The organism is Streptomyces sp. NPDC005533 (genome assembly GCF_042871845.1).
Taxonomy (GTDB): domain Bacteria; phylum Actinomycetota; class Actinomycetes; order Streptomycetales; family Streptomycetaceae; genus Streptomyces.
On the sequence record NZ_JBIAJH010000028.1, the window covers coordinates 1 to 23377 of the forward strand.

The following is a 23377-nucleotide window of genomic DNA, read 5'->3' on the forward strand; positions in this document are numbered from 1 at the left end:
TGGGCCAAAGCCTGAGCCGTCGTGCGGCGGCGTAACCAGCCCTCCAGCACCGCCCGCTGGGCATCGGTGACCGACAACGGCGGAATCTTCGGGCCTGGACGACTCATGCCCGACTAACAGTGAATCTCTGACTCAGGTCACTAGGTCGTCTCTTTCGGATCTTGCCGGTCAAGCCCGCGTCGCCCGGTGCCGTGCATCGGCGTGTTGGCGGGGCGCCCTTGTACTGGACGTACTGGGGGGCTCCGCCAACACGGCGAGGTGCGGTGCCGGGCGGCGCGGGCGAGGCAAGATCCGGAAGAGACGACCTAGCCCTCTCGGGCTTCCGAGGTCGCGCTCATGTCCGGGTAGCGGTCGCCCGCGACCCGGGCGGCGATGGGCTCCAGACGGGCCAGCTGCGCCGGCGTGAGCGTGATCCGGGTCGCGGCCGTGTTCTCGCGCAGCCGGCCCGGCTTGCGGGTGCCCGGGATGGGCACCACGGTCAGCCCGTGCACCACCGCGCGCTGCTGCACCCAGGCCAGGGCGATCTGCGCCGGGGTCGCCCCCAGCTCCTCGGCGATCTCCCGGACCGGGGACAGCAGCGCCGCGTTCGTCTTCGCGTTCTCGCCGCTGAACCGCGGCTGGTGGCGGCGGAAGTCGTCCTGCGACAGCTCCGCGGTGGCGTCCGCGAAGGACCCGGTCAGGAAGCCCCGGCCCAGCGGGGAGTACGGCACCAGGGCCACGCCCAGCTCCGCCGCCGCGCCCACCGCGCTGCGCTCCACGTTCCGGCTGAAGAGCGACCACTCCGACTGGAGCGCCGTGATGGGGTGCACGGCGTGCGCCTCGCGCAGTTCGGGGCCGGTGACCTCGCTGAGCCCGAGGTGACGCACCTTCCCCTCCTGCACCAGCTCCGCCATGGCGCCGACCGACTCGGCCAACGGCACGGCGGGGTCGCGCCGGTGCATGTAGTAGAGGTCGATGACGTCCACGCCGAGGCGGCGCAGGCTGTCCTCGACGGCCCGGCGCAGGTAGGGGCGGTCGTTGCGCACGCCCCGGTAGGCGGGGTCGTCGGTGCGTTCCATGGCGAACTTCGTGGCCAGGGTGATCTCGTCGCGGTGCGCGGCCACGAACGGGGCGAGGAACTCCTCGTTCTTCCCCCGCCCGTAGACGTCCGCGGTGTCGAAGAGGGTGACCCCGGCGGCCAGCGCCGCGTCCAGGGTCGCGCGGGCGGCCCCCTCGTCGGTCTCCCCGTAGAACTCGCTCATGCCCATGCAGCCGAGGCCCTGGACGCCGACCAGCGGGCCGCCCTTGCCGAGCTCGACCTGGTCGATCTTCGTGGCTTCCGTCATGGCTGTGCCTTCCCCGAGTAGATGCCGATCTTGTAGTCCAGTACGGCCAGCGCGTCCGTGAGCTCCGAGATGCGTTCCCGCACCTCGTGTCGCGTCCGCTCCAGCAGCGCGCGGCGCTCGCCGACGGTGTGTCCGCCCTCGCGGACCAGTTCGGCGTACCGGACCATGTCCGCCACCGACATCCCCGTCGCGCGCAGCTTGCCCACGAAGGCCAGCCAGTCGAGGTCCTTGTCGGTGAAGCGCCGCTGCCCCGAGTGGGAACGGTCCACGTGCGGCATCAGGCCGATCCGCTCGTACCAGCGCAGGGTGTGCTGGGTCAGACCGGTCCGGGCCTCGACCTCGCTGATCGTGTACCGCGTCTGCGTCAGGCTCTGGCTCATGGCTCCACGCTAAAACCCTGGAGTGCACTCCAAGCAAGTAGGCTCGGCCGCATGGAGAGCATGGAGGCCGTCAACGGCATGGAAAGCCTGCGGATCATCGACACCTGGCCGGTGGACACGGCCGCGGCGGCCGTCGTGCGCGCCGACGGGAGCGTCGCCGGCGCCCACGGGCCCGTCGACCACCGTTTCGCGCTGGCCTCCGTGACCAAGCCGCTCGCCGCGTACGCCGCGCTCGTCGCGTACGAGGAAGGGGCGATCGAGCTGGACGAGCCGGCCGGACCCAAGGGGTCGACGGTCCGTCACCTCCTCGCGCACACCAGCGGCCTGGCCTTCGACGAGCACCGGGTGTCGGCCCCGCCCGGGGAGCGCCGGCTGTACTCCAACGCCGGTTTCGAGGTGCTCGGCGACCACATCGCCAAGGCCACCGGCATCCCCTTCGCCGAGTACGTGCACCAGGCGGTGTTCGAGCCGCTGGGCATGGCGCGGACCACCCTGGAGGGATCGCCCGCCAAGGACGGCGTCTCCACCGTGTCCGACCTGGTGCGCTTCGCCGCCGAACTGCAGGCGCCCCGGCTGCTCGACGTCCGTACGGTCGCCGCGGCCACCTCCGTCGTGCATCCCGGGCTCAAGGGCGTCCTGCCGGGGTACGGGCACCAGTCCCCCAACGACTGGGGCCTCGGCATGGAGATCCGCGACGGCAAGTCCCCGCACTGGACGGGGCTGTCCTCCTCGCCCCGCACGTTCGGCCACTTCGGCCAGGCCGGCACCTTCCTGTGGGTGGACCCGGACGCGCGCGCCGCGTGCGTGGCGCTGACGGACCGTGCCTTCGGCCCGTGGGCCGTGGCCGCCTGGACCCCGTTCACGGACGCGGTCCTGGCCGAACTGCGCTCGGCCTAGGCCAGTTCCCAGATCAGCAGTTCCCCCGGGGACCCGGCGGTGATCTCCAGATCCCGCTCCGCGGTGATCCGCACCGAGTCCCCGGGGCCCAGCTCCTCGCCGTCCAGGCGCAGGTCACCGCGCACGACGTGCAGGTACACCCGCTCCGCCGCCGGCACGGCCACCCGCTCGCCCGCGCCGGGCCGCCGCACGTGCAGTACGGCGCCGGCTTCGGGAACCTCGTAGGGCGTTCCGTCGGCGATGCCCCGGACCACCTCGTACGAGGGTTCGCCGCCCGCGGCGAGGGGGGCGAGCCACATCTGCACGAAGCGCAGCCGCCCGACGCCGTCGTTGCGCTCCACGTGCCGCGCGCCGGATCCGGCGCTCAGCCGCTGGACGTCCCCGGCCCGCACCAGGCCCTTCTCGCCGGTGCTGTCCTGGTGGGTGAGCTCGCCCTCGACGACCCAGGTCACGATCTCGGTGTGACTGTGCGGGTGCTCGTCGAATCCGGCGCCCGCGGCGAGGACCTCCTCGTTGCAGGCCAGGACGGGGCCGAAGCGCAGGTTGTCCGGGTCGTAGAAGGACCCGAAGGAGAAGGCGTGCCGGGTGGTGATCCCGGCGGCCGGGTCCCCGCCCTCGTACCGGTCGGAGCCGCGGCGTACATCAATCATGGGGGCCACGGTAGACCCGACACGGGACCGGGGCGCGGTCACGGGGCGGGACCGGACTCGGCGCGGCCGTCCCGATAAGGCAGTCTTGTCACGTGCCTCAACCCGAACGTGAGCATTCCCCCGCCACACACTCCGCGCATCCCGCTCCCGCCCATCCGCACACCGCGACGCTGCGCCGACTGGAGAAGTCCTCCGGCCGGCTCGCCGCCAACGCGATCGCGCGCATGGACGAGACCCTGCCGTGGTACCGGGCGATGCCCCCCGAGAACCGGTCCTGGATCGGCCTGGTGGCGCAGGCCGGCATCGCCGCGTTCACCGAGTGGTTCCGGCACCCGGAGACCCCGCAGGCGATCTCGACCGACGTGTTCGGGACGGCTCCGCGCGAGCTGACCCGGGCGATCACCCTGCGCCAGACCGTCGAGATGGTCCGCACCACGATCGAGGTCATGGAGACCGCGATCGAGGAGGTGGCGGCCCCGGGCGACGAGCAGATCCTGCGCGAGGCGCTGCTCGTGTACGCCCGGGAGATCGCCTTCGCGACCGCCCAGGTGTACGCGCAGGCCGCCGAGGCGCGCGGGGCGTGGGACGCCCGGCTGGAGTCCCTGGTCGTCAACGCGGTGCTGTCCGGCGAGGCCGACGAGGGGGCGCTGTCCCGGGCGGCGGCGCTGGGCTGGAACTCCCCGGAACACGTGTGCGTGGTGCTCGGCACCGCGCCGGAGGGGGACAGCGAGCTCACGGTGGAGGCGATCCGCCGCGCGGCCCGCCACCACAAGCTGCAGGTCCTCACCGGAGTGCTCGGTGACCGGCTGGTCGTCATCGCGGGCGGCAGCGACAACCCGATGCAGGTGGCGAAGTCGCTGATCGGGCCGTTCGCGGCCGGTCCGGTGGTGGCGGGCCCGGTGGTGTCCGACCTGCTGAACGCGACGAAGTCGGCGCAGGCCGCGGCGGCCGGGCTGAAGGCCTGTACGGCGTGGCAGGACGCCCCGCGGCCGGTGTTGGCGGATGATCTCCTGCCGGAACGCGCGATCGCCTCCGATCCCGCTGCCAGGGAACAGCTGGTGGAGGAGATCTACAGACCACTGGAAGAGGCCGGGTCGGCGCTGCTGGAGACGCTGAGCGTCTACCTGGAGCAGGCGAGCAGCCTCGAAGGGGCGGCGCGGATGTTGTTCGTGCACCCCAACACGGTGCGCTACCGGCTGCGACGTGTGACCGACGTCACCGGATGGTCGCCTTCCGATGTCCGCTCGGCGTTCACCCTGCGAATCGCCCTGATTCTGGGGCGTCTGGCCGACGGCGATCTCCAGTCCTAGACTTTTGTCGGACATCAACAATTACCCCGACGGTTCTTGGTCCCTGTCCCCACGGGCGGCAGGGACCATCCACAAGAGAGAGTGTGAGGGTGCTCGTACTCGTCGCTCCCGGCCAAGGCGCTCAGACGCCCGGCTTCCTGACTCCCTGGCTCGACCTCCCCGGTGCCGCTGACCGCGTCGCCGCCTGGTCGGACGCCATCGGGCTGGACCTTGCCCACTACGGCACGAACGCTGACGCCGAAGAGATCCGCGACACGGCCGTGGCCCAGCCCCTGCTGGTCGCCGCGGGCCTGCTGTCCGCCTCGGCCCTGCCCGCTTCCCTGTCCTTCGGCGCCGTCGCCGGCCACAGCGTCGGTGAGATCACCGCCGCCGCCTACGCCGGCGTCCTGTCCGAGGCCGACGCCCTGTCGTTCGTCCGGACCCGCGGTCTCGGCATGGCCGAGGCCGCCGCCGTCACCGAGACCGGCATGGCCGCGGTGCTCGGCGGCGACCAGGACGTGGTCGTCGCCCACCTGGAGAAGCTGGGTCTGACCGCGGCCAACATCAACGGTGCGGGCCAGATCGTGGCCGCCGGCACGATGGAGCAGATCGAAGCCCTGCAGGCCGAGAAGCCCGAAGGCTCCATGAAGGTCGTCGCCCTCAAGGTCGCGGGCGCCTTCCACACGCACCACATGGCCCCCGCGGTGGCCACGCTGGAGAAGGCCGCCGAGGCCCTCTCCCCGGCGGACCCGGTGCTGAAGTACGTCTCGAACAAGGACGGCCTTGTCGTCACCACGGGCGCCGACGTCGTCGCCCGCCTGGTCGGCCAGGTCGCGAACCCGGTCCGCTGGGACCTGTGCATGGAGACGTTCGCCGCACTGGGCGTCACGGGGATCATCGAGCTCTGCCCCGGTGGCACCCTGACGGGTCTGGCCAAGCGCGCGCTGAAGGGCGTACCGAGCGTGGCGCTGAAGACCCCGGACGATCTCGACAAGGCCGCGGCGCTCGTCGCCGAACTGACGGCCTGAGAGAAGGAGCCCACACAGCATGTCCAAGATCCAGCCGGCCAAGGGCTCCCCGTACGCCCGCATCCTCGGTGTCGGCGGCTACCGCCCGATCCGCGTGGTGCCCAACGAGGTCATCCTCGAGACCATCGACTCGTCCGACGAGTGGATCCGCTCCCGCTCGGGCATCGCGACCCGGCACTGGGCCTCGCCCGAGGAGACGGTCGCCGCGATGTCGGTGGAGGCCTCGGGGAAGGCGCTGGCCGATGCCGGTGTCGCCCCCGAGCAGATCGGTGCGGTGATCGTCTCGACGGTCTCGCACTTCAAGCAGACTCCGGCCGTCGCGACCGAGATCGCGCACCGGATCGGCGCGGTCAAGCCCGCCGCCTTCGACATCTCCGCGGGCTGTGCCGGTTTCGGCTACGGTCTGACCCTGGCCAAGGGCATGGTGGTCGAGGGGTCCGCGGAGTACGTCCTCGTCATCGGCGTGGAGCGGCTCTCGGACCTGACGGACCTTGAGGACCGTGCGACGGCCTTCCTGTTCGGCGACGGCGCGGGCGCCGTGGTCGTCGGCCCCTCGGCCGAGCCGGCCATCGGCCCCACGGTGTGGGGTTCGGAGGGCGACAAGTCCGAGACGATCAAGCAGACCGTGCCGTGGGACGAGTTCCGCGCCAAGGACACCGCCGAGAAGTTCCCGGCCATCACGCAGGAGGGTCAGGCGGTCTTCCGCTGGGCCGTCTTCGAGATGGCCAAGGTGGCCCAGCAGGCGCTCGACGCCGCCGGGATCACCGCGGACGACCTGGACGTCTTCATTCCGCACCAGGCGAACATGCGGATCATCGACTCGATGGTGAAGACTCTGAAGCTGCCGGAACACGTCACGGTCGCCCGTGACGTGGAGACCACCGGCAACACTTCGGCCGCCTCGATCCCGCTCGCCATGGAGCGGCTCCTGGCGACCGGGGCGGCGAAGAGCGGCGACACCGCGCTCGTCATCGGTTTCGGGGCGGGACTCGTCTACGCCGCGACGGTCGTTACCCTCCCCTAGGACCGGGATCCACATCCCGGTCCGTTCCACCCAGTTACCCAGAGAAGGAGCGCCACATGGCCGCCACGCAGGAAGAGATCGTCGCGGGTCTCGCGGAGATCGTCAACGAGATCGCGGGCATCCCGGTCGAGGACGTCGAGATCGAGAAGTCCTTCACCGACGACCTGGACGTCGACTCGCTGTCCATGGTCGAGGTCGTCGTCGCCGCCGAAGAGCGCTTCGACGTGAAGATCCCGGACGAGGACGTCAAGAACCTCAAGACGGTCGGCGACGCCGCGGAGTACATCGCGAAGCACCAGGCCTGAGCCTGACGAGCGTTTGTCGCCACCTGGCGGTGGCGCCGTGACAATTCAGCACCCCCTGAGACGTGGAGAAAGAATTCCTGTGAGCCCGACCAATCGCACCGTGGTCGTCACCGGTATCGGCGCAACCACTCCGCTGGGTGGCGACAGCGCTTCGACCTGGGAAGGTCTGCTTGCCGGCCGTTCCGGCGTGACGCCCCTGGAGGGCGAGCGCTTCGCCGAACTCCCGGTACGCATCGCCGCCCGTGCCGCCGTGGACCCGAGCGAGGTCCTGCCCCGGCCGCTGGCCCGCAAGCTCGACCGCTCGGCGCAGTTCGCCGTCATCGCGGCGCGCGAGGCGTGGGCCGACGCCGGCTACACCGCCCCGGCCGGCGAGGACGCGCAGATCGCGCCCGAGCGCCTGGGCACGGTGATCGCCTCCGGTATCGGCGGTGTCACCACGCTGCTCGACCAGTACGACGTACTGAAGGAAAAGGGTGTGCGCCGGGTCTCCCCGCACACCGTCCCCATGCTCATGCCGAACGGCCCGTCGGCCAACGTCGGCCTGGAGGTCAACGCCCAGGCGGGCGTGCACACTCCGGTCAGCGCGTGCGCCTCCGGGGCCGAGGCCATCGGCTACGCCGTGGAGATGATCCGTACCGGCCGTGCCGACGTGGTCGTCGCGGGCGGCACCGAGGCGGCGATCCACCCGCTGCCCATCGCCGCGTTCGCCAACATGATGGCGATGTCCAAGAACAACGAGAACCCCGAGCAGGCCTCCCGTCCGTACGACAAGGCCCGTGACGGCTTCGTACTGGGCGAGGGCGCGGGCGTCGTCATCCTGGAGTCCGCCGAGCACGCCGCCGCGCGCGGCGCCCGGGTCTACTGCGAGGTGCTGGGCCAGGGTCTGTCCGCGGACAGCCACCACATCGCGCAGCCGGAGCCGACCGGCCGCGGTGTCGCGGCCGCGGTGCAGAACCTGCTCGACAACACGGGTCTCGACCCGGCCGAGCTGGTCCACCTGAACGCGCACGCCACGTCGACCCCGCAGGGTGACACGGCCGAGCTGAAGGCCCTGCGCAAGGTGCTGGGCGACGACCTCGACCACATCGCGATCTCCGCGACCAAGTCGATGACCGGTCATCTGCTGGGCGGCGCGGGCGGCATCGAGACCGTCGCGACCGTGCTGGCGCTCCACCACCGGCTGGCGCCGCCGACGATCAACGTCGACGAGCTCGACGAGGACATCGACGCGGACATCGTGCGCGGCGAGCCCCGCAAGCTGCCGGCCGACGGCCCGATCTCCGCGATCAACAACTCCTTCGGCTTCGGCGGTCACAACGTCACCCTGGCGTTCCGCACCGTCTGATCCCGTACGGCACGACGAAGGGCCCCGCACGGCGACTGCCGTGCGGGGCCCTTCGCGTCGTACGGGTGTTCAGACCACCTGGTGGAGCCAGCGGACGGGCGCGCCCTCGCCCGCGTAGCGGAAGGGTTCCAGTTCGTCGTCCCAGGGCTTGCCGAGCAGTTTGGAGATCTCCGCCTCCAGGTCGGTCTCGCCGCGCGCGGAGCGGGCGAGGGCGGCGCGCAGCCGGTCCTCGGGGATCAGGATGTCGCCGTGGATGCCGGTGACGGCGTGGAAGATGCCGAGCTCCGGGGTGGAGCTGTAGCGCTCGCCCTCGGCGTTCGGACAGGGCTCCGCGGTCACCTCGAAGCGCAGCAGGTGCCAGCCGCGCAGCGCGGAGGCGAGTTTCGAGGCGGTGCCCGCTTCGGCCTGCCAGGAGAACTCGGCTCTCCAGGTGCCCGGGGAGGCGGGCTGCCTGATCCAGTCGAGGTTCACCCGCACCCCGAGCACGCCCGCAACAGCCCATTCCACATGCGGGCAGAGCGCGCGCGGTGCGGAATGCACGTACAGAACTCCACGTGTCGTCACCGGGACCTCCAGTGGTGGACGAGGTCGGGAATAAACTCCAGAAAACGGACAGTATGTGACGTGATGTAATGTAACGGAAATTATTTGACATTGCGCAACGGGACCTGCGGCCGAAACGCCACGGGAAAAAGCTACCGTGCGCCAGGGGTCATGGTGTGACGTACGGTCGCTCCGAACCCCGTAAACACAGAGCTTTCACTCAGCAGGACCCCCCGAACGTGCGGGGGCGACAAGGAGGAGCCCTTCCCATGCGCACCACCGCTCCGCGCCCCCGCGCGCGCCGGATCCTCGCGGGAGCGGGCGCGGCTGCCGTGCTGCTTGCGGGCACGGCGACGGGGTGCAGCTCGGGCGGGTCGGACGGCGGGGGCGAGCGCGGGGGCCATGCCGCTCCGCGCTGGAACACGGCGCCCGCCTCGGTCGCGGCCGTGGGCGACTCCATCACGCGCGGTTTCGACGCCTGTTCGGTGCTGGCCGACTGCCCGGAGGTCTCCTGGGCCACCGGGAACGACCCGACGGTCCGCTCTCTCGCCGCCCGGCTGCTCGGGGACGCCGAGGTGCCCGCCCGCAGCTGGAACTACGCGGTGACCGGCGCCCGGATGGCGGACCTGCCGGGGCAGCTGGCGGGGGCCGCCGCGCACAAGCCCGACCTGGTCACGGTCATGGTGGGCTCGAACGACGCCTGCCGGCCCACGGCTTCGTCGATGACGCCGGTGGCGGAGTTCCGCGAGGGATTCGAGAAGGCGCTCGCCGGGCTCCGGGCCGCTTCCCCCACCTCCCAGGTGTACGTCTCCAGCGTGCCGGACCTCCAACGGCTGTGGGAGCAGGGCAAGGACCTCCCGATGGTGCGGCAGATCTGGAAGCTGGGGATCTGTCAGTCGATGCTCGCCGACCCGCTGTCGGCGGCGACGGGGGCGACCACCCGGCGGGAGCAGGTGCGGGCGCGGGTGGTCGAGTACAACGAGGTGCTGCGCGAGGTCTGCGCGAAGGACGAGCTGTGCCGCTACGACGGCGGGGCGGTGTTCCAGTACCCCTTCGCGGCGGACCAGTTGAGCCGCTGGGACTGGTTCCATCCGGGCAAGGACGGGCAGGCACGGCTGGCGGAACTGGCGCACCGCCAGGTGACGGCCGCCGAACCGCCGCGTTGACGCCGGTGTGCACGGAGGGTCCGGGGGCGAGTGTCAGGTCTCGCCCCCGGACCGGCTTTCAGGGGTGTTTCAGGGGTGATTTCCGGCCATTTCCGATGGTTACGGTGTGTTATCCGATGTCGAGCGTGGCCGTCAGCCGCGTGTCACCGTGCGAGTGGCTCGCGCGGACCTCGTAGGCGCCGCCGATCCGCTGCCAGCCGGAGGCCTCCTGGTCCCAGATCTCGAAGGCCCGGGCGGGCAGGGCGATCACCGCCTCGACGGTCTCGCCGGGGCCCGCCCAGACGCCCGCGAAGGCCGCCAGCCAGCTCGCCGGGCGCTCCACGGCGTCGTCGCCGACGGGGGCGAGGTAGACCTGGACGACCTCGCGGCCGGGCCGGGCGCCGGTGTTGGTGAGGCGGACCCGGACCGTGTCGGCGGTGGCCTCCAGGGACTCGTACGCCCAGTCGGTGTAGCCGAGGCCGTGCCCGAAGGGGAAGGCGGGGGTCACGCCGTGCTTCTCGTAGGCCCGGTAGCCGATGAAGAGCCCCTCGTCGTACTCCAGGCGCCCCTCGGTGGGGACGACCTCGGTGACGGGCGCGTCCGCGAACCGCGCGGGCCAGGTGGTGGGCAGCCGCCCGCCGGGCTCCGCGTCGCCGAGGAGCACGTCGGCCAGCGCGGCCCCGCCCTCCTGCCCGGGGAACCAGGCCAGCAGCACGGCGGCGACCTCCTCGCGCCACGGGAGCTCCACCGGGGAGCCGGCGTTGACGACGACCACGGTGTTCGGGTTGACGGCGGCGACGGCGCGCACCAGGTCGTCCTGGCGGCCCGGCAGCGCGAGGTCCCGCCGGTCGAAGCCCTCGGACTCCACGCGCTCGGTGGTGGCGACGACCACGACGGCGGTGTCGGCGGCGCGGGCGGCCGCCACGGCCTCGGCGATCAGCTCGTCGGCGTCGCGCCGCGGGCCGAGGTGGAGCAGCGAGAACATGATCGCCTTGAGCGGCAGCGCGGTCACGTCGGGGACCTGGTAGGTCAGCGACACCTCGACGGGCTCGCCCGCGGTGAGGGTGACGCGGGCGCGCTCGCTGGGGGCGCCGAAGAAGGCCTCGAAGGGGTCGGCCTCGTCGCCCATCTCCTGGACGCCCTCCCAGAGGGTCCGCCCGTCGACCGCGAGGCGGAAGGCGCCCAGCCCCCGGGTGCCGAAGGCGTGCTCGCCGCTCTCGCGCGGGAGGAACCTGCCGCGGACCTCGATGCTCGCCATGGTCTCGTACGTGGCGCCGGCGGGCAGGTCGTCGCCGATCCACTGGACCTGGCCGGTCGGCAGGCTGCCCTCGCCGACGACGGCGCCGGAGGCGTCGCGGCAGACGGCGCGGAGCTCGAAGCCCTGGTCGGCGGGGACCAGCTCGTCGGAGGGGTCGGCTCCGACGGTGAAGGTCAGCGCCCCGTCCGGGAGGGCGGCGGTGAGGCCGTCGAGCGGGGAGACGATCCGCTCGGGGAAGACGGTGGCGCTGCCGCCGCCGAGGACGCGGGCGTCGCGGGCGGCGGCGCCGGAGAGGGCGACGGTGCGGCCGGCGGACACGTCGAGGGGCAGGGCGGCCCCTCCCCCGGGCCCGGCCTCGTTGCGTACGAGGACGAAGCCGCGGGCGGCGAGCTCGCGGGCCAGCGCCTGGCCGTCGACGGGGGCCGGGGCGGTCTCGACGACGGGGGGCGCGCCCTCCAGGGCGCCGACGCGGGCGGCGAGGCGCAGGACGTTGCGCACGGCGTCGTCGACGGCGGCCTCGGGGACCTCCCCGGCGCGGACGGCCTCGGCGAGGGCGGGCCCGTAGACGGTGGTGGGGCCGGGCATGGCCACGTCCATGCCGCCCTCGATGTCGCCGGTGGTGGAGCGGGCGGCCATCCAGTCGGAGACGTTGCAGCCGTCGAAGCCCCATTCGCCGCGCAGGACCTCGTTGACCAGGTACCGGTGCTCGGTCATCGTCGTGCCGTTGACCCGGTTGTAGGCGGTCATGATGCCCCACGGGCGGGCCCCCTCGACGATGGCCTCGAAGGGCGCCAGGTACAGCTCGCGCAGCGGGCGCGGGGCGATGACGGAGTCGACGGTGAACCGGTCGGTCTCGGCGTCGTTGCCGACGAAGTGCTTGACGGTGGTGCCGACCCCGCCGTCCTGGACGCCGTTCACGTAGCCGCTGCCGATGACGCCGGTGAGGTACGGGTCCTCCGAGTAGCACTCGAAGTGCCGGCCGCCGAGCGGGGAGCGGTGCAGGTTGACGGTGGGCGCGAGCAGGACGTGCACGCCCTTGCGGCGGGCCTCCTGGGCGAGGAGCCGGCCGGCGCGGCGGGCGAGCTCGGGGTCCCAGGCGGCGGCGAGAGAGGTCGGGGAGGGCAGGGCGATGGACGGGTCGTCGGCGGTCCAGCGCACGCCGCGGACCCCGATGGGGCCGTCGGACATCACCAGGGACTGCAGCCCGATCTCGGGGATCGCGGGCAGCGACCACATGTCCTGCCCGGCCAGCAGCCGGGCCTTGGTGTCGAGATCGAGCTTCCCGAGCGCCACCTCGACGACGCTGGTGCGGACCTGCTCGGCATCGGTCACGGCCGTGCCTCCTCAATGGGTGCGGTGCGGTGCGGTGCCCCCATCGTGGACCTGTTGCCTGGTGAACGGTAGGGTTCGTGACCTTTTCGTAATCTCGTGATGCCGTACGGTCCTGCTGGCAGGAGTCGGACGGGAAGGGGTGCCGGGGCGATGGTCAGGGCGAGGAGTGAGGAGCGCCGCGGGGAGATCGTCCGCGCGGCCGTCGAGGTGATCGCGGAGCGCGGCTACCGGGGGGCGTCCCTGGGCGCGGTCGCCGAACGCGTGGGCCTGACCCAGCAGGGGCTGCTGCACTACTTCCCGACCAAGGAGGCGCTGCTGGTCGCGGTGCTGGAGGAGCGCGACCGCTGGGACACGGGCGGCGGCTCGCGCGCCTCGGCCGACACCTGGCGCCTGGACCTGCTGGCCTCGCTGGTGGAGTACAACGCGATGCGCCCGGGCATCGTGCAGACCTTCTCGGCGCTGCTGGGCGAGAGCGTCACCGACGGGCACCCCGCGCGGGAGTTCTTCACCGCGCGCTACGCGCAGGTCCGCGCGGAGATGGCCGCGGTCCTCCGCGCCGAGTTCGGCGACCGCCTGCCCTCGGGCCTCACCCCGGAACAGGCCGCCCCCCTGCTGACGGCCGTCATGGACGGCCTCCAGTACCAGTGGCTGCTCGCCCCCGAGTCGGTGGACATGCCGGCCGCCTTCCGTTCCTTCCTGACCCTGCTCCGCGGTTCCGCCGACTCCTAGGCCGCCTCTCCCGGATCGCGCCGGGCGGCGCGGGTCGGGGAAGATCCGGAAGGTACGGCCCGGGCGCCCGCGCCGTCACGTCGCCCCCCGGATGCCCCCGGACTCCACCGGTCCGCCATCCTGGGCCACGTGAAGATCGCCGCAGCCCAGATGACCTGTATCCCCGCCGACGTCCCCGCCAACGCCGTGCGGGCCGCCGCGCTCGCCGCCGCGGCCCGCGCACAGGGCGCCGAGCTGGTGGTGTTCCCCGAGCTCACGCTCACCGGATACGAACCGGACGCGCTGGCGGCCGATCCCGGCCTGTGGACCGCCGCCGACGACCCGCGCCTGGACCCGCTGCGCTCCGCCGGGATCGCCACCGCCGTCAACGTCGCCCTGCCCACCGCCGGCCCGCGCCCCGCCATCGCGACGCTGGTCCACGACGCGGACGGCGCGCACGTGACGACGTACGCGAAGCAGCACCTCTTCCGGCACGAGCGGGACCTCTTCGCGCCCGGCACGGGTGACGGACGCTTCGAACTCGGCGGGATCCGCTTCTCCCTGGGCGTCTGCTACGACAACCACTTCCCCGAACTGCACGGCCGGAGCGCCGCCGACGGCTGCCGGGTGCACCTGGCGAGCTCGCTGTACGGGACGGGCGACGGCATCGGCGAGCGCGCCGCCGTGTACCCGGGCATCGCGAGGGACCACGATCTGTACGTCGTCCTCGCCAACCACGTCGGCCCGGCGGGCCCGTGGACCGGCTGTGGCCGGGCGGCCGTGTGGGCCCCGGGCGGCGCCCTGCTCGCCGAGGCGGACGACCGTACGCCGTCCGTGGTGACCGCCGAGATCGGCCCGGCCGTCTGACGGATCGCGTCGGGCGGGGTGCGTCAGGCGGGCTCGGGCACGCGCACGGCGCGGTCCGGCTGCGGCGTGTCGAGGTCCGGGAGCCGCGGCGCGGCGGCCTTGCGGTCCGAGACCAGGGCGGGCACCACGAGGGCGAGGGCCGCCACCGCGTACACGCCGGTCCACAGGACCCAGCCGCCGGGCGGGGCCCAGTGCGCCGAGGTCGGCACCCACGAGGCCTTGTTGCCGACGGCGAACCGGCGCAGCGTCCAGTAGAAGGCCGCGATGTCGGCCAGCGCGAAGCCGCCGACACAGAGGCCGACGAGCCGGCGCAGCGGGAACCCGCGCTCGGGGACCCGGGTGGCGCAGATCAGTACGGCCATCAGCGGCAGGCCGACGGCGAAGGGCAGCAGGTAGCGGCCCTGCCACACCATGCCGATCCGCTCCGCCTCCGAGGCCTGCGCGGCCACCGGCACCATCACGACCGCCACCAGCATGCCGAGCACCGCCACCACGTCGCGCCGGTGGCCGTAGACCAGCGCCAGCACGACGAGCGTCGCGAGCACCCCCATCCACACCAGGTACAGCAACGCCGGGCCCGGCGTGTCCAGCCAGCCGAAGAAGCCGACCATCTGCTTGATGTACCAGTCGGTGTTGCCGAGGGTGCGCTTGGCGGCCACGCCCGCGGTGAGCGAGTCGGGGATGTCTATCTTCGAACGGTCCGGGTGCCTCACCGCCCAGAGCAGCGCGCCGGCCGTCGCCAGGCCCAGCAGGGCCGCCCACAGCCACAGGGCCTTGCGGCGCAGCACCGGTCCCAGCACTCCGCGCCGCTGCGTCAGCAGCAGGCAGAAGACCACCGCGCCGCCGAACCAGATCAGTCCGAGCGGCCGGATGTTGATCAGCACCAGGCCGCCGATCCCCAGTCGGGCCAGCCGGCGGTTGAGCAGCACCGGGTCGGGTGACAGGACGATCGACAGCAGGGCCGTCCACACCAGGATCCCGGCGGCGATCTCGCCGCCGCTGGGGTTGACCATGCCGGACATGTAGAGCGTCATCGGCGTGGCCGCGGCGAGCACGCCGAGCACCGCGAGCGAGCGCCGCCGCCACTCGGCGGCCGTGACCACCGCGCTCGCCAGCAGGGCCGAGCAGAGCAGCGCCGACACGAAGCGCATGAGGTACAGCCCCTTGGGGCCGTCGACCAGCAGGCTCGGCCAGCCGACCGCCAGGTAGTAGGCCGGGTGGTAGCGGCCGGCCGCCGTGGGGACCTGGACGATCTTCTCGGAGTGGCCGAGCGAGGGCGCGCAGGACGCGGGCTGGGACTGGCGCCACGCGTAGCACTCGTGGACGGTGGCCAGGTTCCCGTACCACTCCGGGAGTCGCATCCCGGCCTCGGCGAACTGTCCGTCGATTCCCGCCACCCGGTGCGGGACCATCACCAGGGGTCCGCTGATCTGGCCCCGGGCGGCGCCCGCGGCGCGGACGAAGTGCGCGTGTTCGTCGGGCGAGCCGCCTATGGGGCTGGCGGCGGACCAGGAGCCCGTGAGCGCGAAGAACAGCGCGAACGAGATCAGCCAGAGCCGCCTGGGTGTGCCGGCGGACCAGTCGGCCAGCCGCGTCAGTGCGGAGATCATCGGTTCCCCCGGGTCATCGGATGAAGCTCAGCCAGCTCTGGTCGCCGTCTTTGGAGCAGGTACCGCCGGGCGCGTACTGCGGGCAGCTGCCGTCCTGCTGCGTGATGGTGTGCGAGACCCACGGCAGGATCCGGTAGGTGTTCTCCTTGGCCGGCATGTAGCGGTCGGCCATCGAGGAGGAGACGGTGCCGAGGAGCAGCAGCAGGGCGCACAGGGTTCCGATCACCGCGCCTTCGCGGCCGGGGAATCCGGCGCCTCCCGTGGTGCCCGCGGACTCGGCCCGGCGCGCGGCCATCCGCTGCGAGACCAGGTGGACGACCAGCGCGCACAGCAGCAGCCCGCAGTAGAGGAGCTGGTTGTTGGTGCGGGTGTAGAGCTGGACGGTCTGCGTCTCGTACATGTGCGAGGCGATGTACATGCGCATCACCCACGCGCTGATGAACATCGCGGCGACGGTGACCACCATCGGCCTGCGGATGCCCAGCCAGATCGCGGCGCCGAGGCAGACGAAGGTGACGAGGGCGAACAGGCCGACGCCGCCGTACTCGCCGGGCGGCGGCCATTCGCCGACCTTGCCGGGCATGTCCGTGCGCCACATGAGGTAGTACGCCGGGTCGGTGAAGTTGTCGAACCGGAAGTTGTAGTCCTTGGTGGTCTGCCCCTCGGTCAGCATGACCGCGAGGTAGCGCCCGGCGACCACGAGGAACGCCGCCAGGGACGCGCCGAGGAAGGCCGCGCCCTTGAGCCGGCCGAGCCGGCCGGTCCGCCACGGGAAGTACAGCAGCGCGGCGAACAGCACCCCCGCCGCGCTCCACAGGAACCAGCCCGAGTAGGTGAGGAACAGCACGCCGAGGAGCGCGCCGAACCCGGCGCCCTTGAGCAGGAGCGGCCGCCAGCCCTGGGTGCCGGTGCGGCTGAGCGACACCACCATCGCCACCAGGACCGGGACGAGCACCACGAGCACGGTCTGGCTGTACGGCTTGTACGCGTCGATCAGCGCGAAGGCCGGGGCCACGCCGAAGGCGAGGGCCCGGACCGGGCCGAGCAGCATGCGCCAGCAGAGGTAGACCAGCGGTCCGAAGGCGGCGGCGCCGAGGATCTGGAGGTCCTTGAACGCGTACGCGGTGTTGCCGCCGCGGAACCACTCGGCGTAGTAGCCGAGGGTGTAGAGGGGGGCCGGCGGGTAGACCGGCGAGCCCGAGGGGCGGCCGTTGGCCACGGCGTGGGCCCACTCGACGATGCGGCCGCTGTCGCCGTTGAGGCCGAACATCGGCCAGGGCGTGCCGTGGAGGGCGACGACCGCGCCGGCGGCGACGAAGCCGCCGGCCAGGCCCGCGAGGGCGGCGGCGGCGATCCGGGCGGCCAGGTCGAAGTGCCGGCCTCCCCGCAGCCGCATCGCCAGCGCCACCGCGCCGATGAAGAGCAGACCGACGAGCGCGAACCGCAGCTGGATCGCGGCGAGGCCGCTGACCTGCGCGATCCGGTCCAGGGGGTCGAGCTTGAAGCGGACGGCGAGCAGCGGGAGCACGAGCGCGGCGCCGAAGGCGACGACGGCTTCGAGGAGCAGGAGCGTGCCGCGCGAACCGAGACCGCGCCGGGCGGCGGGTATCGGGCGGGCGGGCGCGGCCGGTCCGCCCGGGGGCAGCACGGCGACCGTGCCCTCGGTACTGACTGTCACTGCTGTGTCCCTACTGCTGGTCGGTCCTCGGCCCGGCGGCCGGTCGTGGCGCGGCATGCCGCTGCCCGGTTCCGGGGTTCTCCCGGAGGCCCGGCCAGGGCGGACTCGAAGGCAGTGAGAGACGGCCTCGGCACTTGCTGCCGCCCTGCATACTACGGGCCCACCGGGGGGTGCCGGAGGCCGTCAGTCGATCACGAGTCGGCTACGCGGAGTCCGGAAGCAGGTGTTTTGCACCCCACTCCCCCAGGGCCTCCAGGGCTTCGTTCACTTCCTGTCCCAGTGGGGTCAGGAAGTACTCGACGCGCGGCGGGACCTCATCGTGGACCTCGCGGTGGACGATGCCGTCCTGCTCCAGCTCGCGCAGCTGCGCGGCGAGCACCTTCTCGGAGACTCCGGGGACGAGCCTGCGCAGTTCCCCGAAACGGCGCCGCGGGCTCCGCTCCAGCTCCCACAGGAGCGAAACCTTCCATTTGCCGTCGATCACCGACATCGCCGCGGCGATCCCGCAGTGATCGGCACCGGGCCTTCGTGCCACCGCCATCGCGCACCCCTCCCCACCTGTTCGCTCACCTCGGGGTAACCACCCACTCCGAAGTGCGTACTTGAGCCCCTCACACCCTGCCAGCAGGCTAGTCGCCATGACTGACACCACACCTCGGTACTCGCTCACCCTGCTCGGACTCGGTGACATGGGCACCGCCCTCGCCCGGACCTGGCTCGCCGCCGGGCACCGCCTCACCGTCTGGAACCGCACCGCAGCCAAGGCCGCGGCACTGGCCGCCGAAGGGGCCCTCGTCGCGGCCGGCCCCGCCGAGGCCGTCGCCGCGAACGGGCTCGTCGTTCTCTGCCTGCTGGACGACGCCTCCGTCGGCTCCGCCCTGGACGGCATCGACCTGACCGGCAAGGACGTGGTCAACCTGACCACCGGCACCCCGGCGGAGGGCCGGGCGCGGGCCGCCTGGGCGAAGGAGCGCGGGGCCCGGTTCGTGGACGGCGGGATCATGGCCACGCCGACGATGATCGGCGTCCCCGAGGCCGGCGGGTACGTCTTCTACAGCGGCTCGCGCGCACTCTTCGACACCCACCGGGAGGTCCTGGAGGTCCCGGCCGGGGCCCGCTTCGTCGGCGAGGACGCCAGTCACGCCGCCCTGCACGACGTGGCCCTGCTCAGCGCGATGTGGGGGATGTTCGCCGGGATCTCGCAGGCCTACGCCCTGATCGAGGGCGAGGACATCGCCCCGAAGGACCTGGCCCCGCTGCTGTCCGAGTGGCTCGGCGCGATGGGCTTCTTCGTCGGCAACGCCGCCGAGCGGCTGACCTCGCGGGACTTCACCTCGGGGGTGGTGTCCAACCTGGCCATGCAGGTCGCGGGCAGCGGCACCATGCTGCGGACCGCCGAGGAGCAGGGCGTCAGCACCGAGCTGATCGCCCCGTACGTGGACCTGCTCCGGCGCCGGCTGGCCGCGGACCCGGTGGCCCACGGCGGGGAGGACACGGTCGGGGCCCTCCTGCTGCTGAAGCGGTAGCCGGCCCGGCGGCGCGGTGAGGAGCAGGCGGCGGCGGTTACGAGTACGCGGGCGGCGGCGGGCCGAAGCCGGCCGGGGCGGACGGGTCCTGCGGCGCGGCCGGGCCACCCGGCGCCGCCTCGGCGGACGGGGCCCCGTCGACGGCCATGAGGTCGCGCGCCATCAGGGTGGCCCCGGCCACCGCGCCCGGCATCAGGAACACCGCGACCAGCGGGACCACGAACGCCAGCACGAGCGGCACCCCGAAGCCGAGCACCAGCATCCGCCGCGAGCGCAGCAGCGCGAGCCGGTCGGTGAGGTCCACCTTGCGCCGCTGCAGGGCCACGGCGGTGAGCTCCTGGGTCAGGAAGTACCCGGAGACGCAGAACCCGAGCGCGGGGACCACGGTCTGCCCGAGCACCGGGACGAAGCCGAGGGCGAAGAGCAGGATCCCGTACAGCAGTACCCGGCCGAGCACCCTCACGCTGTCGCGGGCCGAGATCCACAGCTCCCGCCAGAGCGGCAGCCCGGACTGCGGGACCTCGCCGCCCTCGCTGCGGTCGACCTGCTCCGAGAGGGACTCGTAGAAGGGCTGGCCGATCAGCAGGGTCACGGCGGTGAAGGTGATCACCGCGAGGAACAGCCCGAGGCCGAAGACCAGCGCGGTCAGGAAGCCGCGCAGGAGCCCGGTCCACGGTGCGGACCAGTCGTCGGCGAACGGGGTGGCCCAGGCGCTCAGGTCGTCGGCCCCGTAGCCGAGGCCGATCAGCGCGCCGGCGTAGAGGACGAGCGAGACGAGCCCGGGCAGCAGTCCGAAGCCCAGCCACCGGCCGTGCCGGAACACCCACCGCTGGCCGGCCAGCAGATACCGGAAACCCCCGCAAGATCACGCATGCGGCCAGTTTAAGGCGGCCGTCCACGGCGAAGGCCGCCCCCCGGACCGGGGGGCGGCCTTCGCTGAGCGGTGCCGGATCAGACGGCGAGCTCGACGGTGATGTTGCCGCGGGTCGCCTTGGAGTACGGGCAGACCTCGTGGGCCTTCTCGATGAGGTCCTTGGCGGTGGCGGCGTCCACGTTCGGGATCACGGCGGAGATCTTGACGATCAGACCGAAGCCCTCGTCGTTCTTGCCGATGCCGACCTCGGCGGTGACCGTGGAGCCGGAGATGTCGGCGTTCACCTTCTTGGCGACGACACCCAGGGCGCCCTGGAAGCAGGCGCTGTAGCCGGCGGCGAACAGCTGCTCCGGGTTGGTGCCGGCGCCGCTGCCGCCGAGCTCCTTCGGCGGGTTCACGACGACGTCGAGCTGGCCGTCGTTGGTGGCGACGCGCCCGTCACGGCCGTTCTCGGCGGTGGCTATGGCGGTGTACGCGACGTCGGACTGCTGGATGGACATGTAAGGAAATCCTCCTGGTAATCGCCGCGACTCGCGCCCACGGTCACGACGGTGTGCAGTGAGCCTAACCGGTGAAGGAAACGATCATCTTTCCGGTGTTCTCGCCGCGCAGCATGCCGAGGAAGGCGGAGGCGGCGTTCTCGACGCCCTCGACGACCGTCTCGTCGTACCGGAGCTCACCGGAACGCAGCCATCCGGCGACGTCCTGGACGAACTGCTGCTGCAGTCCGGCGTGGTCGCCGACGAGGATGCCCTGCAGGCGCAGGCGCTTGCCGATGACCTGCATGAGGTTGCGCGGGCCGGGGGCGGCCTCGGTGTCGTTGTAGCCGGCGATCGCGCCGCACAGGGTGGCGCGGCCGTGCACCTTCATCGAGGAGATGGCGGCCTCCAGGTGGTCGCCGCCGACGTTGTCGAAGTAGACGTCGATGCCCTCGGGGGCCGCGGCCGGCAGCTGCTCGGCGACGGGGCCGTTCTTGTAGTTGAAGGCGGCGTCGAAGGCGTACTTCTCCGTGAGCAGCTTCACCTTGTCGTCCGAGCCGGCGGAGCCGACGACCCGGGAGGCGCCCTTGATCTTGGCGAACTGGCCCACGAGGCTGCCGACGGCACCGGCGGCGCCGGAGACGAAGACGGCGTCGCCCTCCTTGAAGGAGGCGACCTCGAAGAGGCCGGCGTAGGCGGTCAGGCCCGGCATGCCGAGGACGCCGAGGTAGGCGGAGAGCGGGGCGAGCGAGGCGTCCACCTTGGTGGCGAACTTCGCGTCGAGCTCGGCGTACTCGCGCCAGCCCAGGTGGTGCAGCACGTGGTCACCGACGGCGAAGCCCTCGGCGGCGGAGGCGACGACCTCGCCCACCGCGCCGCCCTGCATCGGCTCGTCCAGCTGGAACGGCGGGACGTAGGACTTCACGTCGTTCATCCGGCCGCGCATGTAGGGGTCCACGGACATGTGGAGGTTGCGCACGAGGATCCGGCCGGCGGCGGGCTCGGCGGACACGGGGGCCTCGCGCAGGGCGAAGTCCTCGGCTACGGGCCAGCCCTGCGGGCGACGGACGAGGTGCCACTCGCGGCTCACGGCGGGGATCTCAGACATGGTGCGCTCCTGGTAAGAACGAATTGGTTCACTAGGTGAAACAACCATGCGCCTGGATATTTCATGTTGTCAAGTAAACGGGTAGGCTGGATCCATGCCCAGTCGTCGCGCAGACCCAGTGACCGTCGAGGTCGTCGAACTCATCGGCGACGTCGTGGCCCGCTATCACATGGAGTACGAGCACGCGGCCGCCAGCCACCAGCTGACCGGTGCGCAGGCCCGGGTGCTCACCATGCTCTCCCTGGAGCCGACGCCGATGCGCCGCATCGCGCAGAAGCTGAGGTGCGAGCCCTCGAACGTGACCGGGATAGTCGACCGGCTGGAGACCCGCGGCCTGGTCGAGCGGCGTCCGGACCCGGCCGACCGCCGGGTCAAGCTGGCCGCGCCCACCGAGGAGGGGCTGCAGACCGCGGAGCGGCTGCGCGAGTCGCTGGACTTCGCCCGCGAACCGCTGGCCGGGCTGTCCCCGGCGGAGCGGGCGGTGCTGCGGGACCTGCTCAAGCGGATGATCGGCGGATAGCGGGGCCTCCCGCCGGTCGGACCGGCGGGCCCGGCCGGGACATCGCTGCGGCCAGTCGCCCGCGCTCCGGTCCGTCGCCCAGCGCCCCGGTCAGTCGCCCCAGCAGAGCATGCCCAGGAAGCCGCAGTTCTTGGGCGTGGGGCTGGGCGTCGGAGGGGGCGGGGGCGGGGGCGGCGTCTGCGCGGAGCCGGTGACGCTCTGGGAGGGCTTGCCCGAGGAACTGGGCCGCACGGATCCCACCGGGCCGGGAGTGCTGGTCGCCGGCCCCGACGTCACGGGCGCGGGCTCGGCGGCCGACGGGCTCGGCCCGGGCTGGGCGGCGCCCTCGGAGGGCGCTGCGGACCCGGACTTCTTCGGGCCCGCGGGGGCTTTGGCAGTGGCCTTCCCGGGCCCCGTGGGCGCCCCGGCCGTCGGCCCGTCCGGCAGCGGCGCGGGCTGCTGCGGGCCGTCGTCGGTCAGCACCACGTTGGCGGCCCGGTCGGTGCGCTCTCCGTCGGTGGCCATGCGGGCCACCGCCAGCGAGCCGCCGAGCGCGATGGCCAGGCCGAGCCCGATGGTCAGCACGGTCCGGCGGCGCCTGCGGTGCGTGGCCCGGCGGCGCGCGCCCTGCCGGCGCTCGCTCGGGGCGGACAGCACGACCAGCGAGTCCGCGAACACGTCGGCCAGGACCGGCGGCGGCTCCGGGGCCGGCGCCTCGGGGGCGGGCACGGCTACGGGCGCGGCGGGTACCAGGTACTCGGCGGGGGTTCCGCATCCGGCGCACGCCAGTGCGCCGTTGAGGTGCCTCCGGCATGCGTGGCAGTAGTTCATGGCGCCCGCAGGCTACGCGGTCCGCGGCAACATCCGTATTCCGAGAACGTAAGGATCCTGTGTGGAATCGTTCCTTCCATGACTTCCTTCGGTCCCGCCGCCTTCCAGTTGGTGCTGTTGCGGCGGATGTCGGATTTCCAGCCGGAACTCGCCGACGAGGCCCGCCGCCGGCTCGGCGCCTCCCTCGCGGACCAGCGGGAGGCGAACAAGCACTGGCAGGCGATGGTCAGATCGCCCCGCTCCCGGGGCGCCCTGGCCCGGTACCGCTCGGTGCTCGGCCCGCCGGAGTCCGTCGAGCGCCGCACGATCGGCGACCTGGAGTGCGAGGCCCTGCTGTGGCCGCTGCCGCTCTGGCCCGACCTGCGCTTCGAGGTGCTGGCCGCGCCGGACGGGGCGGTGTGGAACGAGTGGCTCGTGCGCGCCCCCGGCGCGCCGGGGCCCGTCCTGGAGTCGCCGGACGACCTGCTGCCCTGGTCGGCGACGGTGGACGAGGTGGCGCAGGCCTTCGCCCCGGTCCGGCCGATGGAGGGCACCGCCCCGACCCGCTGGCGCCTCGCCTTCGCCGCGCGGGGCAGGCCGTGCGTGGCCGAGTTCACGTACGGCCTGCTCCAGCGGGTCGCGGTGGACGGCCCCCGGGGGCCGGACGGGGCCGGGGCCGTCTCTTCCGGATGATGAT

At 72.6% G+C, this 23377-nt stretch carries 24 protein-coding genes; 12 read left to right on the forward strand and 12 right to left on the reverse strand.

The features are described 5' to 3' along the window. Positions 1 to 305 precede the first annotated feature (305 nt). On the reverse strand, positions 306 to 1325 hold the full coding sequence (locus tag ACFYP3_RS25505) for an aldo/keto reductase (RefSeq protein ID WP_388836781.1): 1020 nt from the start codon (positions 1323 to 1325) through the stop codon (positions 306 to 308). After that, positions 1322 to 1705, reverse strand: coding sequence for a MerR family transcriptional regulator (locus ACFYP3_RS25510; protein WP_388836783.1), 384 nt, complete (start codon positions 1703 to 1705; stop codon positions 1322 to 1324). Before ACFYP3_RS25510 ends, ACFYP3_RS25505 begins: the two co-directional genes overlap by 4 nt. A gap of 78 nt (positions 1706 to 1783) precedes the next feature. Between ACFYP3_RS25510 and ACFYP3_RS25515 the strand changes: the two genes are divergently transcribed. Beyond that, entirely contained in the window at positions 1784 to 2602 is an 819-nt protein-coding gene (locus ACFYP3_RS25515; protein WP_388836991.1) for a serine hydrolase domain-containing protein, read from the forward strand. On the opposite strand, the gene ACFYP3_RS25520 is transcribed toward ACFYP3_RS25515, so the two are convergent. Next, positions 2599 to 3252, reverse strand: a complete 654-nt coding sequence (locus ACFYP3_RS25520) for a pirin family protein (protein WP_388836786.1) — start codon at positions 3250 to 3252, stop codon at positions 2599 to 2601. The genes ACFYP3_RS25515 and ACFYP3_RS25520 overlap by 4 nt on opposite strands. A 92-nt stretch (positions 3253 to 3344) precedes the next feature. On the opposite strand from ACFYP3_RS25520, the gene ACFYP3_RS25525 reads away from it, so the two are divergent. The 5 genes from ACFYP3_RS25525 to fabF all read left to right on the forward strand — a co-directional run bounded on the left by ACFYP3_RS25525 (position 3345) and on the right by fabF (position 8243). Next, positions 3345 to 4562 carry a helix-turn-helix domain-containing protein gene (locus tag ACFYP3_RS25525; protein ID WP_319721479.1) on the forward strand — a complete coding sequence of 406 codons (1218 nt, stop codon included), beginning with the start codon at positions 3345 to 3347 and terminating at the stop codon, positions 4560 to 4562. 89 nt (positions 4563 to 4651) lie between these two features. Then, the gene (locus tag ACFYP3_RS25530) at positions 4652 to 5569 is read left to right on the forward strand and encodes an ACP S-malonyltransferase (RefSeq protein WP_388836789.1); all 918 of its coding nucleotides are present in this window, start codon (positions 4652 to 4654) and stop codon (positions 5567 to 5569) included. 19 nt (positions 5570 to 5588) lie between these two features. Further along, on the forward strand, positions 5589 to 6593 hold the full coding sequence (locus ACFYP3_RS25535; RefSeq protein WP_388836792.1) for a ketoacyl-ACP synthase III: 1005 nt from the start codon (positions 5589 to 5591) through the stop codon (positions 6591 to 6593). Between the two features lie 56 nt (positions 6594 to 6649). Continuing rightward, positions 6650 to 6898 carry an acyl carrier protein gene (locus tag ACFYP3_RS25540; RefSeq protein WP_388836794.1) on the forward strand — a complete coding sequence of 83 codons (249 nt, stop codon included), beginning with the start codon at positions 6650 to 6652 and terminating at the stop codon, positions 6896 to 6898. Between the two features lie 79 nt (positions 6899 to 6977). Then, positions 6978 to 8243 carry a beta-ketoacyl-ACP synthase II gene (fabF, locus tag ACFYP3_RS25545; protein WP_388836797.1) on the forward strand — a complete coding sequence of 422 codons (1266 nt, stop codon included), beginning with the start codon at positions 6978 to 6980 and terminating at the stop codon, positions 8241 to 8243. Between the two features lie 69 nt (positions 8244 to 8312). On the opposite strand, the gene ACFYP3_RS25550 is transcribed toward fabF, so the two are convergent. Next, entirely contained in the window at positions 8313 to 8807 is a 495-nt protein-coding gene (locus ACFYP3_RS25550) for a DUF3145 domain-containing protein (protein WP_030711304.1), read from the reverse strand. 248 nt (positions 8808 to 9055) lie between these two features. On the opposite strand from ACFYP3_RS25550, the gene ACFYP3_RS25555 reads away from it, so the two are divergent. Then, entirely contained in the window at positions 9056 to 9952 is an 897-nt protein-coding gene (locus ACFYP3_RS25555) for an SGNH/GDSL hydrolase family protein (protein WP_388836800.1), read from the forward strand. 109 nt (positions 9953 to 10061) lie between these two features. Here the strand turns inward: ACFYP3_RS25555 and ACFYP3_RS25560 are convergent, their stop codons facing one another. Then, complete coding sequence (locus ACFYP3_RS25560; RefSeq protein WP_388836803.1) at positions 10062 to 12521, reverse strand: glycoside hydrolase family 3 protein; 2460 nt, start codon at positions 12519 to 12521, stop codon at positions 10062 to 10064. A gap of 150 nt (positions 12522 to 12671) precedes the next feature. On the opposite strand from ACFYP3_RS25560, the gene ACFYP3_RS25565 reads away from it, so the two are divergent. After that, positions 12672 to 13250: a TetR/AcrR family transcriptional regulator gene (locus tag ACFYP3_RS25565; protein WP_388836806.1), complete on the forward strand. Its 579-nt coding sequence runs from the start codon at positions 12672 to 12674 to the stop codon at positions 13248 to 13250. A 129-nt stretch (positions 13251 to 13379) separates the two neighbouring features. Then, complete coding sequence (locus ACFYP3_RS25570; protein ID WP_388836809.1) at positions 13380 to 14096, forward strand: carbon-nitrogen hydrolase family protein; 717 nt, start codon at positions 13380 to 13382, stop codon at positions 14094 to 14096. Positions 14097 to 14119: 23 nt separating this feature from the next. Here ACFYP3_RS25570 and ACFYP3_RS25575 read toward each other — a convergent pair whose 3' ends face one another. From ACFYP3_RS25575 to ACFYP3_RS25585, 3 genes are all read right to left on the reverse strand, one after another. Continuing rightward, positions 14120 to 15706: a DUF2142 domain-containing protein gene (locus tag ACFYP3_RS25575; protein WP_388836811.1), complete on the reverse strand. Its 1587-nt coding sequence runs from the start codon at positions 15704 to 15706 to the stop codon at positions 14120 to 14122. 13 nt (positions 15707 to 15719) lie between these two features. Further along, on the reverse strand, positions 15720 to 17384 hold the full coding sequence (locus tag ACFYP3_RS25580) for a hypothetical protein (RefSeq protein ID WP_388836813.1): 1665 nt from the start codon (positions 17382 to 17384) through the stop codon (positions 15720 to 15722). Between the two features lie 202 nt (positions 17385 to 17586). Next, positions 17587 to 17925 carry a winged helix-turn-helix transcriptional regulator gene (locus ACFYP3_RS25585; RefSeq protein ID WP_388836816.1) on the reverse strand — a complete coding sequence of 113 codons (339 nt, stop codon included), beginning with the start codon at positions 17923 to 17925 and terminating at the stop codon, positions 17587 to 17589. Between the two features lie 97 nt (positions 17926 to 18022). On the opposite strand from ACFYP3_RS25585, the gene ACFYP3_RS25590 reads away from it, so the two are divergent. Beyond that, positions 18023 to 18910, forward strand: coding sequence for an NAD(P)-dependent oxidoreductase (locus tag ACFYP3_RS25590; protein WP_388836819.1), 888 nt, complete (start codon positions 18023 to 18025; stop codon positions 18908 to 18910). 37 nt (positions 18911 to 18947) lie between these two features. Here ACFYP3_RS25590 and ACFYP3_RS25595 read toward each other — a convergent pair whose 3' ends face one another. The 3 genes from ACFYP3_RS25595 to ACFYP3_RS25605 all read right to left on the reverse strand — a co-directional run bounded on the left by ACFYP3_RS25595 (position 18948) and on the right by ACFYP3_RS25605 (position 21371). Next, entirely contained in the window at positions 18948 to 19751 is an 804-nt protein-coding gene (locus ACFYP3_RS25595) for an EI24 domain-containing protein (RefSeq protein WP_388836994.1), read from the reverse strand. Positions 19752 to 19861: 110 nt separating this feature from the next. Then, positions 19862 to 20284 carry an organic hydroperoxide resistance protein gene (locus tag ACFYP3_RS25600; RefSeq protein ID WP_388836822.1) on the reverse strand — a complete coding sequence of 141 codons (423 nt, stop codon included), beginning with the start codon at positions 20282 to 20284 and terminating at the stop codon, positions 19862 to 19864. Positions 20285 to 20348: 64 nt separating this feature from the next. After that, complete coding sequence (locus ACFYP3_RS25605; RefSeq protein ID WP_388836825.1) at positions 20349 to 21371, reverse strand: NADP-dependent oxidoreductase; 1023 nt, start codon at positions 21369 to 21371, stop codon at positions 20349 to 20351. A 94-nt stretch (positions 21372 to 21465) separates the two neighbouring features. On the opposite strand from ACFYP3_RS25605, the gene ACFYP3_RS25610 reads away from it, so the two are divergent. Then, positions 21466 to 21891 (forward strand): MarR family winged helix-turn-helix transcriptional regulator, encoded by a 426-nt coding sequence (locus tag ACFYP3_RS25610; protein WP_388836828.1) that lies wholly within the window; start codon positions 21466 to 21468, stop codon positions 21889 to 21891. A gap of 90 nt (positions 21892 to 21981) precedes the next feature. Here ACFYP3_RS25610 and ACFYP3_RS25615 read toward each other — a convergent pair whose 3' ends face one another. After that, entirely contained in the window at positions 21982 to 22701 is a 720-nt protein-coding gene (locus ACFYP3_RS25615; RefSeq protein ID WP_388836831.1) for a hypothetical protein, read from the reverse strand. A gap of 78 nt (positions 22702 to 22779) precedes the next feature. On the opposite strand from ACFYP3_RS25615, the gene ACFYP3_RS25620 reads away from it, so the two are divergent. Further along, positions 22780 to 23373, forward strand: a complete 594-nt coding sequence (locus tag ACFYP3_RS25620; protein ID WP_388836834.1) for a hypothetical protein — start codon at positions 22780 to 22782, stop codon at positions 23371 to 23373. Positions 23374 to 23377: the final 4 nt, after the last annotated feature.